Raw genomic sequence first — 16,130 nt, forward strand, 5'->3', positions numbered from 1 at the left:
TCCCTCACGCGGGCAACGCCGCAAAATCGTCAGCGGTCGGCCAGCGTTGCCCAAAACCGTGTGACAGCTGTTGCACCACTTGGTGAGCGCGGTCGGGCAAGCCATCGTGCAGATAACCTAGGGCTTGACGCTGTACCGCTTCACGGAAAGGACGACTGTCGGAGTCCTCGCCGCCCAGATTATCCCGGCTGGTGCGAAACCGCCGCCCACACGCCTGTGCGAACCACCACTCTAATGCCTGGGGTTTGACTTCAACCTGTTCAAAAGCCGCTTGCTGCTGGGCATTGCGTCCATCCGGACAATACCAATAGCCATAATCGTCCAACAGCCGCCGCTCCGGCCCGGCCACGCACCAGTGCGCCAACTCATGCAACGCCGAATTGAAGTAGCCATGAGCAAAGACAATGCAGTGCAGCGACCGCTCTTCAGCAGCCGGCACATAAATGGGTTCATCAACGCCTGCCACCAGTTGCGTCTGCCACTGGCGAGTCAGCCAGGGATTCAGGCAAGCCAACAGGCGGTCGACGTCGGGTTCCCAATGTTCTGCAGCAAGTCGTTTCATGGCGGCGGCAGTCTACCGTCTGGGTTAGCGCTGGCAAGTAGGCGGTTGGATGTCATTGCCAATGCACCAAAAAAAGGCACAATAGCCTCCCTTTTTTATTGGACCTGCGGAGGTCGCCTTGGATCAGGATCACCAACCCTCGCCCGATACTCGGGCTGGCCTGATCAGCACCACGCTGACGGAATGGAAAACCCTGTCGATTCTCGGCGGCCCGATTCTGATCGCCCAATTGGCGTTAATGGCCAATGGCGTCATCGATACGGTAATGGCCGGCCACGCCAGCGCCGAAGATTTGTCCGGCGTTGGCATTGGCGCCAGTCTGTGGACGCCGCTGTTTCTGTTCTTCGCCGGTGCCTTAAGCGCCCTTCAGCCGATTATTTCCGGTCATCGAGGCAGTGCAACGATCGATCGTATAATGCCGATCACCTGGCAGGGCCTGTACGTAGCGATGGTCGCCAGCGTCATCATGGTGTTTGTGCTTGGCCGGGTTCAGCCGTTTTTGGAATGGCGTCAACTCGAACCGGTGACCTCCGGTATCACACTGGGTTATCTACAAGCCTTTGTCTGGGGCGTACCCGCCATGCTCGCGCTGGTCGCCTTACGCGGACTGACCGACGGCCTGGGGCACACCAAAGTCTTTATGGTGTTCTCGCTCATCAGCGCGGCCGTCAACCTGCCGCTGAACTACATTTTTATTTACGGCAAGCTGGGATTGCCTGCCTTTGGCGGTGTGGGTTGTGGCTGGGCGACGGCGATTTCCAACTGGCTCGCGTTGATCGCTTTGCTGCTCTATCTGCAGCGCAGCAAAACCTATCGCGCCTTTCATTTAATTCAGGACTGGGCCGCGCCTAATCTGGCCGACTTAAAATATTTGCTGACGCTGGGCATTCCGATTGGTTTTACCATCTTTGTCGAAGTCAGCATGTTTGCCGTCATTGCGTTGTTCTTGGTGCCACTCGGCCCTGTCGTCGTGGCGGGACACCAAATCGCTCTGAACGTCATTTCGCTGATCTTTATGGTGCCATTGAGCATGGGTATGGCACTGACGCTGCGGATCAGCTTTTTAATCGGCGCTCGTCAAATTGAAACGGCACACCTGGTTGCCCGCTCAACACTGATTTTGGCGCTGGCAATCGCTCTGCTGTACGCGGCGGGTCTATACGCAACCGCACCCTGGATCGCCACACTCTATACTGGTGAGGCGGATGTTCAGGCTGTCACCACACGGCTGCTGGCGTTTGCGGCCCTCTTCCAGATTGCCGATGTGCTGCAGGTAACCTGCATCAGCGCGTTACGTGGCTATCGAGACACCCGCTTGCCGATGTACATCATGGTGTTGTCGTTCTGGGGTTTCTGTCTGCCCCTAGGCTATGTGCTGACGTTCACCGACGTATTACTGCCCGCCATGGGCGCGGCCGGTTTTTGGATTGGCTTAACGGTGGGGTTGAGCTCTGCGGGCGTACTGTTGCTGACACGACTGTTCTGGTTCAGTCGGGCTCAGACTCAGTCTGCTTTCTTGCGCACCCAATAGCGAAAATCATCACCGGCAATTTGCTGGTCGACCAATTGATGGCCCAGAAATTCACAAAACTGCGGGATATCACGCTGAGTGGCTGGATCGGTGGCTTCGATTAAAACGGTTTCACCGGCCGCCATCGCGCGGATCTGCTTGTGCAGCATCATGACAGGCTCCGGGCAACGCAGTCCGCGCGTATCGAGTTCATGATCACTGTGATGGTCACTCATGCTGTGGCCTCCAACGCCAGATAAAGGGTGATTTCTTCGCGGTCGAAATACAGCTGACGCGCCTGCAATTGATAGCGTCGACCACTCAGGCGCTGTTCTATACGCGCGCGGATATCGCTCCAGCTGGCCCAGCGCTGTTTCATCGGCAGTTTCAGATTGAAGATGGCTTGTCGCGCCCAGCCGTTTTCTAACCAGTCGAGCATGCGTTCAGCCACCCGAGATGGCTGTTCCACCATATCACACACCAGCCAATCGACCGGGTACTCCGGCTGCCAGCGAAAACCATCGGCACGATGATGCGTCACCTGGCCAGTGGCCATCAGGTCATCATTCATCGGGCCATTGTCGATGGCATCGACGTGCAACCCCCGACGCACCAACTGCCAGGTCCAGCCGCCTGGCGCCGCGCCCAGGTCGACCGCCGTGTGATCGTTACCCACCTGCTCACGCCAGTCAGTGCCCAGAAACACCTGAAACGCCTCTTCGAGTTTGAGGGTCGACCGGCTCGGTGCGGTACTGGGAAATTTCAGACGCGCAACGCCCATAGACCAGGCCGGACGCATCGCTGGTCGATCAATACCCAGCCAGACACGGCCTGAATCGGGAAAGAATGCATGCAAGGCGGGACGCGCAGCCTTGTCTTTAGGCAATAACACATTCTCGCTGCGCAACGCCTGACGCAATGGATGCACGAACTTACCCGCAAAACGCGCCGTCGCGCGGTAAGCATCACCTTCGGCTGTATCGCAAAACAACTGGCCCAAAGTGGCGGATTCGCGACCCAAGGTTGAGTGCAACGCATCAATGATGGGCGTGATGCGATCGGCCGCCGGCAAGGCGTCGATCGTGGTCAACACGGGCCAGACTTCACGAGCGAAAACCAAGGGGGAGAGCTCAGCATAGAGTGCGTCAGCCGTGGCGCACTCAAAGCGGATAAATCCAGAATCGGCCTCCAGACGCGCCCAGCCAGTGTGGCCGAGTTCGGCCGCCACCGCGGTAATTTCCGCCAAGCATTCTTTTTCGAAGCCCGGACGACACAGCAGTAATAAGGCTTGGCTGACCATCAGATCAACGCCTGGGCAAAAGCACGCGCCCGCTTTTCGGACCAAAGCGGCTGGTTCAGGCGCCAGCGGATAAAGCCGCAATGCCCCCCGCGTGGCGGCGTTTCGAACAGCAACTGAGCCGAAGCATCGGACGGCCGGATGTAACAACCGTCCGCCAGGAAGGGATCATTCAGAGCGTTGACGACCAGCGTCGGCCGTTGCAGGCGGCTGAGCACCGCTCGCGATGAACAACGCTGCCAGTAATCCTGAGCATCGTGAAAACCATGCAACGGAGCTGTGTAGCGGTTATCGAAATCTTCAAAGGTACGCATTTGATCGTAGCCATCGAGGCTGACCAACTGGGGAAAATGTTCCGCCTTGTCAGCAACCTTAACGCGCAAATCTTTCAGAAACCGGCGCATATAAATGGTTTGCGCTGGCTTGGCCAATTGCTCCGCACAGGCGGCCAGATCAAGCGGGACACTGAACCCCACACCACCGATGACTTCCGGTTCCAGATCGGGTTCTGCCAGGGTCAATACCGTCTGGTTACCGCCCATGCTGAAACCCACCAGGAAGATACGCTGAAAGCCGCGTTCAATTCCCAGCCGGATAACCGCACGCAAATCCTCTATGGCTCCGCTGTGATAGAACCGCGGCAGCCGGTTGAGTTCGCCGCCGCAGCTGCGGAAATTCCAGGCGTAGACATGCCAGCCAGCATCGTGAAAATGACGCGCCATGCCTTGCATATAAGCCCGGTGACTGTTGCCTTCCAGGCCATGACTGAGAATGACCAGAGGGGCCTCATCTTGCTTTGCGGGCAACTCATCGATCAACAGGAAATCGCCGTCATCCAGCTCCAGCCGCTGGCGCTGATACGGCACGCTGACGCGGCGCATCACAGAAGGGACAATGGATTGCAGATGGCCATTGGACAAACCCAGACCAGCCACATAAGAAGAATATTCGAGATCGTCGTGCGTCACAGCCTTAAAACCTCTGCCAAAGCGCTCGGGACTCTTAATCGCAACCGGAATAAGCAGTCCGGCGACCCAATGTCGATTGAGTCAAGAGTCCCGGGCGGCGTGAGGCCGGGCATTCTACGCAAAGCGAGGCAGGCGCGCCACTCAACTGCCGAGTGCGCGCATCAATCCGTAGCCGATCAGCATTAAGGACGCCAGCACAAAGCCGGTATAGCGTATTTGCTGGCACCGGCGGCAAGGTTTCTTAGCCATCAGGCAGACTTACGAGCCGGCGGCATATAGCGGCTGCTGAGGTTGTCAAAAAAGCTTTCACGCAACTGTGATATCTCCTTTTTAACTTCATCGATGACGTGCATTTCGTCACCACTGAATTGCTGTTTCTCAGCATGGACCTGACGGCGGAGGTTAACAATCTTAGAGCCGTAAATGCGCAGCGTGCGTTCCAGCTTCTTTTCACCCAAGAGCAACAAGGTGCTTTCGGCTTCCGTCAGCTCACGGAAAACGTCCACCAACTCCTGACCGACCCGAGCCATCTCTTCGCGGCGGGTACGCGGCCATTGCTGACCATAGCGAGTGAACTCGGTGGCCAGACCTAGGTACTGCTGATAGACGTGATGAACCCGCCCTACATTGGCTGCTACCCGTTCCAGCAGTTCACGGCGCTTGCGCACATCCTCGACAATTTTCTGGTCCAGAGTGCGATGGCGACGCAAGTAGAGCCAAAATATCAGCGCACTGATCAGCACACCGCCGGCAATTTTGACACCGGTATCGATCATTTCCAGCGTAATCATGGTTTCCTCGTTATTTTTTTGACGCTTTGCAGCCCAACACCCTCCTTCAGCAGTTTTCGTGCCCATTTTTAGTAGGGACGCTCGTTTTCTTCGGAGCGCCTGACTATGACGGTGGTCAGTCGCTCTTTTGCACGATCCAATGACAAATCACATAGCCAAAAACTCTAAAAAAAACAAAGGCCTAACGCTTGACACTAAAGAAGCATCCTCTAGAATACGCGCCGTTGTTCGTTGTTCCTCGATAGCTCAGTTGGTAGAGCAGTAGACTGTTAATCTATTGGTCGCAGGTTCGAGTCCTGCTCGAGGAGCCACAACGCTATCTTCCTCGATAGCTCAGTTGGTAGAGCAGTAGACTGTTAATCTATTGGTCGCAGGTTCGAGTCCTGCTCGAGGAGCCAGATTTTCGACGGTCGAATGATGCTTCATTCGATCAGCGATAAAAAAAGGGCGACCCAATGGGTCGCCCTTTTTTTATGGATGCGGTATCAGGCCATTATCGGCCGATACAGCAGTCCGGCGAACCGGGCTGGCACATCAATACTCACTCAGCGCTAACGACGTTGAGCAATTCGACTTCGAAGATCAGCGTGGAACCGGCTGGGATAGCACGGCTCGGGCTACGATCGCCATAAGCCAGTTCGGCCGGGATGTAGAATTTGTACTTATCGCCTTCGGTCATCAACTGCACGCCTTCGGTCCAACCGGCAATAACATTACCCAGCGGGAACTCAACCGGCTCGCCACGCTCAACCGAGCTGTCAAAAACGGTGCCGTCCATCAAAGTGCCGTGATAGTGAACTTCCACGGTATCTTCAGCCGTCGGAGACACGCCACTGTCGGTTTCAGACAGCACTTCGTACTGCAAACCAGAGTCGGTCACGGTTACACCGTCTTTCTCTGCATTTTCAGCCAGGAATTCAGCACCTTCGGCTTTTGTTGCTTCCACTTCGGCTTGCTGCTCTGCCTGCATCTCAGCCATAGCGGCCTGTTGCTTCTGCTGCAGCGCCTGAACAGCCGTGTTGATCTGCTCTTCCGTCAACTCACTTTCTTCGCCTTCCATTGCGTCCTGAACGCCCGCGACCAGCGCATCAACGTCCAGTTCCAGACCCTGGGTCTGCTGCAGCAGATTGCTGGCAAAACCGAAGCCAATGCCATAGGAAGCGGCGGCTTCGTCAGTGTCCAGGTCTGCGGCCAGAACGGAGCCAGTGAGTGTCGCAACAGCAACACCGGCTACCAGATGTTTGCGTACATCGGTCAGTTGCATCTTAGTTTCCTTCTTCTGGAGTCGACTGCTGCGCTTGCAGCTGTTGTTGCAAGGCTTCAATCGCGGCATTAATTTGCGCGTTGCTCAATTCGCTTTCTTCACCTGCCATGGCGGCTCGCAAACCGGCTTCGAGCGCTTCGGCATCCAGCTCAACACCCTGTGTTTGCTGAACCAGGCCGTTGGCAAAGCCATAACCAATTCCATAGGAGGCCATCGCCTCATCGGTGTCTAAGTCTTCTGCCAGAACGGGCGCGGTCAATGCTACAGCGATGACACCCGCGAAAAGAGGATTCTTCAGGCTTGTCAGTGACATAAAAACATCCTGTCCGGGGAAGACCGTCGGCTAATGATTAGGCCTGCTGCTGATCTTCCAGTATTGAGGAGGGTGTAAAAGCCCTCGCGTTCAGCTTTCGTTTAGCAATAAAAAAGGCGCCGCCAACGAAAAGCGCGCGCCAGTGTAACCTGATGAAAGCCGTCAACTCCACCGCGTTTACCGCGAATTGACTCCCATTTGCGAACGTTCTGTCGCATCAGATTTGTTTTGTGCCCGGTTACGACGCACCTGCCCAATCAGGTTTTCAAGCCACAGCGGCAGACTGATGACCAAGTCATAAACGGCCAACAATAAGGTCAGAAGCTGACTGACAAAACTGGCGATCAACCGCGTCAGCAAAGACACCAAGCGTAAACACGCCACTAAAACATCGCCCAACAATACGCGACCATTCTCCACCCAACGCTCCAGCGGCACGATGGCAAACATGAGCAAGAAGGTCAGTACCGGCCCTAACAACATGCGCGCCAACAAGGGTACGCCCTGGTCAATTTGAGGCGCTTCATAAACCACGACCGGGTACGCAATTAACCGATGGTAAAGCTCCGGTACCGATTGCATGCGTTCATGCAGAAAGATCAGACCGGACTGACTGACGGCTAACATCACCAACACCGACACGACCGACCACAACAACCAACGTCGGCGCCGATCATCTAAAAAACTGAAGGTGGCGAATATGCGGGTGATCTGCAACGACTCGAGCAACAAAGTCCCCAGTAAAGCAATCACCAAAACCACAGCCCAGGCCGATAAATCGGCTAACCCAACAGATGCCAACAGAGGCTCATCCAAAGCGGTGCTTTCAAACGCTGGACGGATCAGGCGGACATTCAACCAGCCAACCACACCCCAGGCGGACAGCAACAGGCTGGCGAGTACAAACTGACCCATGACAGAGATTCGCTGCAGTTTTTCGATGCGATCCGAATGACTGCGTAATGAGCGATACTGTCGATAATGCTGATCGATGTGCGCGGCCTGATTCAGCAGACCTCGCATACCACGCCCCACGTCTTCAACTTCATGATTCAGCTTGCGCCAATGCGGCATCATCGAGTGCAGCAGGCGATGGCGCTGCTGCATGCCACGGCGAAAATCTTCCAATGACTGCTCGTGCTGACGATGCAATTTGGACTCAAGATCGGTCAGCACCTTGGCCACGACCGGGTTACCGGCCTGAATTTCCCGCAAATGCACCACTTTATCGATGGCGTCGAGCCAATCAGGCGCGGGGGGTGGGGTCTCAGCGGTCCGATAGTAATCGTCTTCCAACTGGGCAATATGACGACTGATGGCCTGCTGTAAATCGGGGAACCGCGCCAGGTCACGCTCAACCAGACGTTTGACCTGATGAAAATGGCGCTCCAGACGACGTTCTTCCCGGCTGCGGCCAAGCTCCAGCAAGACTTCCCGGTTACGTAATCGAATCTGCTCAGCCAAGACCGCCAGGGACCGGCCATAAAGACGTAACACCGAGGTAATCAGGCGGGAAATGCGCTGCACCAGTCGATGTACAGGCTGACGCGCTGCGTACAGCAGCACCAAAGCCAGCACGAATATCACCAGCGCCGACCACAACGGCGCGTCGGGTATGATCATCCAGTTCACAAGGGACCTCTTCGGGAACAGCCTAAGCCCGATTCCGGCCGGGGCCGGGCCTGGTTCACAGTGTAGCTGAAAAGGGCCCTCCGGTGCGATGCACAAACTCAAGTTAAGCGCCAACAGACCGATCTATAAGACAACCGTTGTTGAGGTTAAACATGGTCTCGTTGATCCCGCTGCTCCGCCCGGCCGCCCTGGCCTGCCTTGCTGCCGCTTTGTGCGCCTGCAGCCAGGATGAGAGTGGCAGCGGTTCCGGGGATGGTGCACGCCTCTATCACCTAGCGGGCACGGTAGCGATTGGTCGTCCAGGCCAATGGGCCAATGTCTGCATTGGCTCAGATTGCACTCGGGCCAATAATGCCGGTAATTACCGTCTCAGCCTGCCGCTCACCCAATCGGAACTGGTTCGTGCGGCGGTGCCGGAGGAAAACGGGAACTTCATCGAATTAACCAGTTTGTATCGGCATTCAGCCAATGTCAGCAATGTCATCGTCAATATGAACCCGACGACGACGGCGCTGCTCGAAGCCTGGTCGCAGTTCAGCATGGGTCAGACCCTGGATAACTGCATCAACAGCCAACCGGGGTGTGCCCGATCGTTGATCAGCAGTTTTACGCCTGGAGTGGAGCAACAAGCGACCGAACAATTGGGTGAATGGCTCGATACTGTCTGGAGCCCACCGCGCAGCCCGTTCAACGCCCCCTACCAGGCAGATCCGGCCTTGGACTGGTTAGACGATCTACACGATCACCTGCATTTCACAACCACCGCGGCTGAGCTTGAAGTCACCGATAACCATGGAGACCTCGTCGACAGCCTGCCTTACGTCAACCTGTTCACCAGCAGCGACGCACCCACCGCAAATTCATCCAACATCACTGACGCCATGGCCCTTCCCGTCCCGTCGCCCAGTGGTGGCAATCTGATCGTCATTGATATGGATGTCAGTCCCGGCGCCACCTTCAATGCGCCTCGGACCATAAGGTTGGATGCGTCCGATTCGTACTCCACCGCCACGCTACCGGGCAACACTCTGACGTTTGTGCAGGAGCTGGTCGACCCTGATGGCAATGTACGGCGGTTCAGCAGCAGCAATCTGACCACCGCCGTTACCCGCCCCGGCCCGCACAACTGGGTGGTCACCATCACCGACGATGCGAACAACCGAAATACATTGGGCTTGGTGTTACAGGTGGGCAGCAATAATCCTCTCGCCAACCCGACGTTTGGCGCTGCTGGCAGCTGTCCTACCGACCCGCTTAAGATGAACATCAATTCGGTCAACTTTTGCGAAGAATCACTCGATGGCAGCAGTATTTATGGGACCTGCGTCCCGGTCACCTCGGGTCCCAGCCAGTCCATTCATTCTCCGGCACGTTGCTCCACAACCACGCAAAACGGAGGCTCATTGTTAGGCGTTTGCACGGAATTACCGATCGAATTACGGGTGTTTTATTACGTCAATCCATTGAGTGTCAGCGGTGAATCATTCGCCGCACAACGCAGCCGCCTCGCCCAGGATTGCTCATCAGCGGGTATGAGCTGGAGCAATCAACCCTGAAACCGATCGCCCTGTGCAATGGCATCAATCACATCCGACGCCAGCACAACCCTGCGCCGTTGAGCCAATTGTTTCCCCATATAGGCGTGCCACCAAGCGCCGGTTTGCGCAGCCTGCCAAGGTGACTCACCTTGCGCCATTAAGGCGGCGATGAATCCAGCCAGAGTATCCCCCATCCCAGGCGTCGCCATGGCAACCGATCCGGGATGTACAAAGCGCAGTTGATCATTCCAGGCAACCAGCGTGCCCGCGCCTTTGAGCACCACCACCGCCTGATAGCGTTCCGCCAAGGCCAAAGCAGCCTTACAGCGATCCGCCTGAATGTCAGCGCTCGTGCACCCCAGCAAACGAGCCGCCTCGCCGGGGTGTGGTGTTAGAACCCAGTTGGGCAGCGACCAAGAATCAAGGTGCTGTGCTAACCAAGTCAGGCCATCGGCATCGAGCACACCACCGAAGTCATGCCCAAGGTAGTGTCGATACAGTGCATCCGCTTCACCATCGAACCCCAAACCTGGCCCCAGCACGATCTGCCCCTCAGCAGGCTCATTCATCGGCGCGGTCATTAACTCCGGTTGAGCGGCCAGTACACTGCTGACACAGTTTTCGTCACAGTGCCAAATCACACGGCCAGCACCAGCCGCCAGCGCTGCTCGAGAAGCCAATAAACCCGCACCGCCAAAACCCGGTGCGCCGGCCACAACGCTGACCTGACCAAAGGCACCTTTATGCGCGTCGGCCGACCGATCTGGCCAGGGTGGTGGTTCATCGAGCAAATACCCCAAAACCGCCTCGGAACTCGAAACCCCCAGTCGTTCTAGGGTCACATGGCCACTGAGCCCCGGCCCCTGATGCGTCAGCAGTCCGGCTTTATGAGCAATAAAGGTGAGCGTGCGTTGGGCTGCCAGCGTTGTCTGATCGGCCTGCCCCGTGGCTGCCTCCAACCCAGAAGGCAAATCAACGGCCAGAACCGGGCTCTGCAACGCGCGCAACCGTTCAAACAGGCGCGGCCAAGGGTCTCTCAACGCCCCATGATGGCCAGTTCCCAAGGCTGCATCGATGATTAAATCCCAGTTCGATTCAACATCATCCACCAGCGAACCGCTGGCTTGACGAAAGACGTTCAGTGCCCGGCCTGCATCCGTATCCGCGTCGGGCAGGCCGGCGGGGGCAATCACAGCCACATCCAGCCCAGCAGCGATTAATTCACTGGCAGCAATGTAACCATCACCGCCATTATTACCTCGGCCGCAAACGACCAGAATGCGACGTGCCAGTGGCCAATGACGACGCGCATGACGCGCCACCGATTGCCCTGCCTTTTGCATCAATGGCCAGGTTTCCCCACCCTGATGGTCGGCCCAGCTTTGCTCTGCGGCTTTCACCGCCGCAACCGTCAGTACCGCTTGCATTGCGCAACCCTTCAAATCAGTCGACAAAGCCTAGCGCAGCTCAACCCCAGGATGCCACGACAGATGAGACACGCCAGCATTTCGGGCACACTATTGATTCGTCAAACACAGAGTAATTCATGAAACGCGCCCGCGCTCCCGAACAAAAAGCCGCCCGCCGCCAAGCCTTGTTAGCCGCCGCCGCGCGCTGTTTTGTCGACAACCACTATCAAATCCCATCCGCCGCCGAAGTCGCACAAGCAGCGAAGGTCGCCAAAGGCACGGTTTATCTTTACTTCAACACCAAAGAAGCGATTTTTCTGGGTTTGTTGGGTGAGCACTTGGTTCAATTATTAGCGACCATTGAGCAACCCAGCTCAACAACACCCATCGCCAAACACCTCACCGACAGCGTTCTGGCCTACATAGATGCAGAGCCTAGCTTTATGCCGTTATCGGCTCAGTTACAGGCCACTTTGCAGCAGAATCTGGATCAGACAACGCTGGTTGAATTTAAACGACAACTGGCACAAAGCCTATCCAACAGCGGCCACCAACTGGATAATCACCTGAACCTGCCGGCCGGTACGAGCAGCCGCAAGCTGCTGCACGCCTACGCGGCCATGCTCGGTTTGTGGCAATTGCTGCAATGGCCGCCTGCTTTAGCCGACCAGGCCGATCATCCGGATTTTGCAGTGCTCAGACGCCAATTCGGGGAAGAACTTTTGTGGAGTTTCGAGCGTATCTGGTCAACAAGCCATTCATAAAAAAAGCCGCCGCAGCTCAGCTGGGGCGGCAAAATAACCTTGAAGGGAACTCTTGATCAAGCAATCCGGCGTTTCAGCCAGAACTCCCTCAATTGACGACGCCCAATCGCCTTTGGATGCAGCAGACACAAAAAAGCCTCCCGAAGGAGGCTTTTCCATCAACGCTAACCGTTGATTAGAACTGGACGGTCGCGCCCAGGAAGAAACCAGAGTAGCTGATTTCTGATGCAAAATCAGCTGTATCGGCACCGGCAGTATTATCACTAATGGTTACGCCATAGTTGCGGTAACCACCTTCAACACCCAGTTTACCCAAAGCGTTGGTCGGAAGAGGTGCAAACCACGTAGCTTTCAGGTTCCAGTCAGTAACATTAGTATCAAGTGGCAAGGTTTTGATCTCGCCACTGAGTGTCAAATCAGTTGAGGGGATGGGGGGTGCGAATGAACCCGCCAAATACAACATCGGAACTATCACTGGGCCGTCACTGAAGCTAGCTTCCAATTTTTGACCGCTAGTCTGACCTTCCGCTTTAAAACCTCCCATGAAGGTTCGGAAGTTCAAACCAAAATCAATTGATGACATTGGCAACGGTACACCGTAGGTCAATGATACATCCAGATAACTCATATCGAGCTCAGACTCGACATCTTCAGCGTAAGACTGGCTTTCCCCACCGTAACTGATCGTATCAGTAATGGTATTAGAGCCGTTGCTGACCAGGCTTTCATACTTTAACCCAATATCTGGCAATACTGGCAGGCCAATTTTAGCAGCAGCATAGAGGCCAGCATCCACTTCGTGATCCAAACCAGCCGGGCTATTTGCGCTGTCGCTCGTCAGGTCCATCGAATTGTTAGCCAAGGTGCCTTCGTCAAGACCGTTAAAGCTGTACCCAACACTACCAGTCAGATCGATCAGCGGCGCCGACCAGGCCATGGGTGCTGCCAGCGTGACGGCAGCGGTCGCAATCCAAATTTTCACAGTTCTTCCCCTTTTACTACGGCTTTAGGAACTCAGACGATAAGTGTAGTTTCTGTCAGCTGAATTGCACACCAATACGGCGCCCAACCTCTTCATAGCTTTCAATAACGTGACCCAGGTCCTGCCGGAAGCGATCTTTATCCATTTTTTCCAGGCTTTGGGCATCCCACAGGCGGCAACCATCGGGTGAAAACTCATCGCCCAAGACAATATCGCCATTAAATCGACCAAACTCCAGCTTGTAATCAACCAGCAGTAAGTTGCCGTCGGCGAAGAGTTTTTTCAGCACGTTATTAACGGCCATGGTCAACGCTTTCATTCGGGTGACTTCTGCGGCGGTGGCCCAGCCAAAGGTTTCGATGTGCGACTCATTGATCATCGGATCATGACGGGCATCGTCTTTTAGGAAGAATTCGAACACCGGCGGATCGAGAACCTCACCTTCAGTGATTCCCAGGCGACGGCAGAGGCTGCCCGCGGCACGGTTACGCACCACACATTCCACAGGAATCATCTGCATATTGCGCACTAAGGATTCGGTCGGCGACAACGCTTTGACAAAATGGGTGTCAATTCCGGCCTGCTGCAGAGCCTGCATGATAAAGGCGTTGAACTCGTTATTAACCTGACCTTTGCGTTCCAGTTGCTCCACTTTCTCACCATCAAAAGCCGAGGTGTCATTGCGGAACTCCAGTACCAGGAGGTCAGGGTCTTCAGTGGTATGGACAGTTTTTGCCTTGCCTGCGTACAGCACGCCCGTCTTGTTCATGGGTTCAGCCTCGTGGTTAGACGGTTTCCAAATCAATCCAGTCGCAACCTTCGTCCTGACTGAGTGTCTGAACAACGGCGGCGGCGCCATCCAACACCGGATCGAGCGCAGCACGAGCCAGGTCGGGATGATTATTTTGTTCACTGATGTGCGAGATCATCAGGTGTTTCAAGGTATTCAAATCCAGACTGGCGAGTAAGTCAGCCGCCTGTTGATTGCTTAAATGACCCCAGTCGCCACCCACTCGCCGCTTCAGGCTGGGCGGATACGGGCCTTCAGCGAGCATACGCGGATCGTGGTTGCATTCGAGTAATAGCGCCTGGCAATGACGGTATCGGTCACGCACCAGGGGCGTTACGCTGCCCAGGTCGGTCAATAACCCAAGACGATAGTCGCCCGCCTGAAAGACAAACTGACTCGGCTCACGCGCGTCGTGCGGTACCGTCACTGGCTCGATGTCGATATCACCCAAACGAAAGGACTGATGGACATTGATCGGCTGATAGGTTGCTACCGCTGTTTTAAAAGATCGGGACGTGCCGGGCGTCGTGTAGAGTGGGAGCCGGTAACGATTGGCCAGCATTGGCGCCCCTTTCAGGTGATCGCCATGCTCGTGCGTAACCAATATCGCGGTCAACGACTGTGGGTCGACACCCCGACGTTTCAATCTTGATTCAACATCGCGCAGGCCAAACCCACAGTCGACTAAAATCCGGGTATCCCCTGACTCAATCAGGGTGGCATTACCCTTGCTGCCGCTGCCCAAAGAGGTGAAACGCATTTCAGCCTCCCTGACGCATTTGTTCCCGTATTTGTGCCATCAGCCGCTGATTTTCATCCTGCGGCAAAACAGTGCCATCTTCGAACTCGGCAGAAATCGTGGTCTCACCAATCCGGGGGACCAGGATCAGATGAACCGGTTGAGCCTCATCGTCAAAAAAGCGACCAACCCGCGCAAAGAAACCCTCGGCAGCGGCAACATCGGAATCTCTCAGCTGCAGACGATATTCGGAACGGTTGCGGTCAGAGACTGGCCAGCCAAGCCGAGTGACACTGCTATCCAGTAACTCCCAGGTCAGGCTTGCACCGCGATTAACGGCCAGACTGACGTTACCAAAGCTGTCGGTGGTTTCAGTCACGGTCAGCGGCGTATTCAAATCATTGATCGGCCCGGCCTCAGCCAATATGACTGGCGGCCGTGCCAAGATGCGCTCAGCGTTCGTAACGGTCCGCTCAGATTCCGCCGGGACAGGAAACCAATCTCCCTGACGGGGTTGAGCGGACGGTTGATAGGTGACATTGACCGTGCGGCTGCCGCAACCGGCTACCACCAAGACAGTCAGACAGAGCGATATGTATTTATACACCTTAGACAACACCCGCTTCCATCAGTGCCTGACGAACCGTGTCGTGATGACCTTGGGACAGCCAGGTAAGTGGCAGACGAATGCCATCGGGGATCAGACCCATCGTATGCAAAGCCCACTTAGCCGGAATCGGGTTCGACTCGACAAACAGCTTGGTGTGCAACGGCATCAGCAAATCATTCAGGCGCGTCGCCAGCTCACGGTCACCGGCAATGGCGGCCGCACACAAACTGGACATCGCCTTAGGTGAAACATTGGCCGTCACTGAAATATCACCGTGACCACCCAACAACATAAGTTCCATGGCGGTCGCGTCATCACCGCTATAAATAGCGAAGTCTTTCGGTGCGTTCTCAACCAGAAAACGGGCTCGTTCCAGGTTACCGGTCGCTTCTTTGATGCCGATGATATTAGGCACTTCGGCCAGACGCAGTGCCGTTTCGGGCTGCATATCACAGGCAGTACGGCCTGGTACGTTGTATAGAATCTGTGGCACATCGACGTTTTCAGCGATGGTGCGGTAGTGCTGATACAAGCCTTCTTGCGTCGGCTTGTTGTAATAGGGGGTCACCAGCAAACAGGCGTCGGCACCGGCCATTTTCGCAGCCTGAGTAAGATGCATGGCTTCTCGCGTCGAATTACCACCGGTTCCCGCAATCACAGGGATACGACCCGCGCATTTATCGACGGTGAAGCGGATCACTTCCTCGTGTTCCTTCATGTCCAGCGTAGAGGCTTCGCCGGTTGTACCAACGGCGCCAATAGCCGCTGTACCATTATCGATATGGAACTCGATCAGCTGCTCCAGATGTTCCCAGGACACAGAACCGTCTGTGTTCATGGGTGTCACCAAGGCCACAATACTGCCAGTGATCATGAATGTTGCGTCTCCCCGCTGTTTCCGGAATCGGATGGGTGGTTCGAAACGATTGAATCGTCGACTAAAGGACGCCCGACAAGCGAG

The 16,130-nt window shown here is 55.7% G+C and carries 17 protein-coding genes and 2 tRNA genes; 5 read left to right on the forward strand and 14 right to left on the reverse strand.

Features of this window, described 5'->3' with window-relative positions:
- Positions 1 to 4: 4 nt before the first annotated feature.
- A complete protein-coding gene (locus BGP77_RS16380) occupies positions 5 to 562 on the reverse strand; it encodes an elongation factor P hydroxylase (RefSeq protein ID WP_108165780.1) in 558 nt (185 codons plus the stop codon).
- 118 nt (positions 563 to 680) lie between these two features.
- Between BGP77_RS16380 and BGP77_RS16385 the strand changes: the two genes are divergently transcribed.
- Positions 681 to 2,093 carry an MATE family efflux transporter gene (locus BGP77_RS16385; protein ID WP_108165781.1) on the forward strand — a complete coding sequence of 471 codons (1,413 nt, stop codon included), beginning with the start codon at positions 681 to 683 and terminating at the stop codon, positions 2,091 to 2,093.
- On the opposite strand, the gene tusA is transcribed toward BGP77_RS16385, so the two are convergent.
- The 4 genes from tusA to BGP77_RS16405 form a co-directional block, all read right to left on the reverse strand.
- Complete coding sequence (tusA, locus tag BGP77_RS16390; protein WP_108165782.1) at positions 2,066 to 2,308, reverse strand: sulfurtransferase TusA; 243 nt, start codon at positions 2,306 to 2,308, stop codon at positions 2,066 to 2,068. The two genes, BGP77_RS16385 and tusA, sit on opposite strands and share 28 nt — an antisense overlap.
- Positions 2,305 to 3,372: a 23S rRNA (cytidine(2498)-2'-O)-methyltransferase RlmM gene (gene rlmM, locus BGP77_RS16395; RefSeq protein ID WP_108165783.1), complete on the reverse strand. Its 1,068-nt coding sequence runs from the start codon at positions 3,370 to 3,372 to the stop codon at positions 2,305 to 2,307. Before rlmM ends, tusA begins: the two co-directional genes overlap by 4 nt.
- On the reverse strand, positions 3,372 to 4,337 hold the full coding sequence (locus BGP77_RS16400; protein WP_199224291.1) for a YheT family hydrolase: 966 nt from the start codon (positions 4,335 to 4,337) through the stop codon (positions 3,372 to 3,374). The genes rlmM and BGP77_RS16400 overlap by 1 nt, the downstream gene beginning before the upstream one ends.
- 248 nt (positions 4,338 to 4,585) lie before the next feature.
- A complete protein-coding gene (locus BGP77_RS16405) occupies positions 4,586 to 5,128 on the reverse strand; it encodes an energy transducer TonB (RefSeq protein WP_108165784.1) in 543 nt (180 codons plus the stop codon).
- Between the two features lie 235 nt (positions 5,129 to 5,363).
- Here BGP77_RS16405 and BGP77_RS16410 point away from each other — a divergent pair.
- Positions 5,364 to 5,439, forward strand: a tRNA-Asn gene (locus BGP77_RS16410).
- An 11-nt stretch (positions 5,440 to 5,450) separates the two neighbouring features.
- Positions 5,451 to 5,526, forward strand: a tRNA-Asn gene (locus BGP77_RS16415).
- 143 nt (positions 5,527 to 5,669) lie between these two features.
- Here BGP77_RS16415 and BGP77_RS16420 read toward each other — a convergent pair.
- The 3 genes from BGP77_RS16420 to BGP77_RS16430 form a co-directional block, all read right to left on the reverse strand.
- Positions 5,670 to 6,392, reverse strand: coding sequence for an FKBP-type peptidyl-prolyl cis-trans isomerase (locus tag BGP77_RS16420; RefSeq protein WP_108165785.1), 723 nt, complete (start codon positions 6,390 to 6,392; stop codon positions 5,670 to 5,672).
- 1 nt (position 6,393) lies between these two features.
- Entirely contained in the window at positions 6,394 to 6,705 is a 312-nt protein-coding gene (locus tag BGP77_RS16425; protein WP_108165786.1) for an FKBP-type peptidyl-prolyl cis-trans isomerase N-terminal domain-containing protein, read from the reverse strand.
- Between the two features lie 177 nt (positions 6,706 to 6,882).
- Positions 6,883 to 8,337: a hypothetical protein gene (locus BGP77_RS16430; RefSeq protein ID WP_108165787.1), complete on the reverse strand. Its 1,455-nt coding sequence runs from the start codon at positions 8,335 to 8,337 to the stop codon at positions 6,883 to 6,885.
- 152 nt (positions 8,338 to 8,489) lie between these two features.
- On the opposite strand from BGP77_RS16430, the gene BGP77_RS16435 reads away from it, so the two are divergent.
- Positions 8,490 to 9,893, forward strand: coding sequence for a hypothetical protein (locus tag BGP77_RS16435; protein ID WP_108165788.1), 1,404 nt, complete (start codon positions 8,490 to 8,492; stop codon positions 9,891 to 9,893).
- On the opposite strand, the gene BGP77_RS16440 is transcribed toward BGP77_RS16435, so the two are convergent.
- Positions 9,884 to 11,302: an NAD(P)H-hydrate dehydratase gene (locus tag BGP77_RS16440; protein ID WP_108165789.1), complete on the reverse strand. Its 1,419-nt coding sequence runs from the start codon at positions 11,300 to 11,302 to the stop codon at positions 9,884 to 9,886. The genes BGP77_RS16435 and BGP77_RS16440 overlap by 10 nt on opposite strands.
- A 119-nt stretch (positions 11,303 to 11,421) precedes the next feature.
- Here BGP77_RS16440 and BGP77_RS16445 point away from each other — a divergent pair, with 119 nt between their 5' ends.
- The gene (locus tag BGP77_RS16445; RefSeq protein ID WP_108165790.1) at positions 11,422 to 12,048 is read left to right on the forward strand and encodes a TetR family transcriptional regulator; all 627 of its coding nucleotides are present in this window, start codon (positions 11,422 to 11,424) and stop codon (positions 12,046 to 12,048) included.
- Positions 12,049 to 12,223: 175 nt separating this feature from the next.
- Here the strand turns inward: BGP77_RS16445 and BGP77_RS16450 are convergent, their stop codons facing one another.
- The 5 genes from BGP77_RS16450 to dapA are packed head-to-tail and all read right to left on the reverse strand — an operon-like array spanning position 12,224 to position 16,043.
- The gene (locus tag BGP77_RS16450; RefSeq protein WP_108165791.1) at positions 12,224 to 13,030 is read right to left on the reverse strand and encodes a hypothetical protein; all 807 of its coding nucleotides are present in this window, start codon (positions 13,028 to 13,030) and stop codon (positions 12,224 to 12,226) included.
- A 55-nt stretch (positions 13,031 to 13,085) separates the two neighbouring features.
- A complete protein-coding gene (gene purC, locus BGP77_RS16455) occupies positions 13,086 to 13,799 on the reverse strand; it encodes a phosphoribosylaminoimidazolesuccinocarboxamide synthase (RefSeq protein WP_108165792.1) in 714 nt (237 codons plus the stop codon).
- A gap of 16 nt (positions 13,800 to 13,815) precedes the next feature.
- Positions 13,816 to 14,580: an MBL fold metallo-hydrolase gene (locus BGP77_RS16460; RefSeq protein WP_108165793.1), complete on the reverse strand. Its 765-nt coding sequence runs from the start codon at positions 14,578 to 14,580 to the stop codon at positions 13,816 to 13,818.
- A gap of 1 nt (position 14,581) precedes the next feature.
- Positions 14,582 to 15,175, reverse strand: a complete 594-nt coding sequence (locus BGP77_RS16465; RefSeq protein ID WP_158269411.1) for a hypothetical protein — start codon at positions 15,173 to 15,175, stop codon at positions 14,582 to 14,584.
- Positions 15,168 to 16,043, reverse strand: a complete 876-nt coding sequence (dapA, locus tag BGP77_RS16470; RefSeq protein WP_108165795.1) for a 4-hydroxy-tetrahydrodipicolinate synthase — start codon at positions 16,041 to 16,043, stop codon at positions 15,168 to 15,170. The genes BGP77_RS16465 and dapA overlap by 8 nt, the downstream gene beginning before the upstream one ends.
- Between the last annotated feature and the right edge of the window lie 87 nt (positions 16,044 to 16,130).

Source organism: Saccharospirillum sp. MSK14-1 (assembly GCF_003054965.1).
Classification (GTDB): Bacteria; Pseudomonadota; Gammaproteobacteria; order Pseudomonadales; family Natronospirillaceae; genus Saccharospirillum.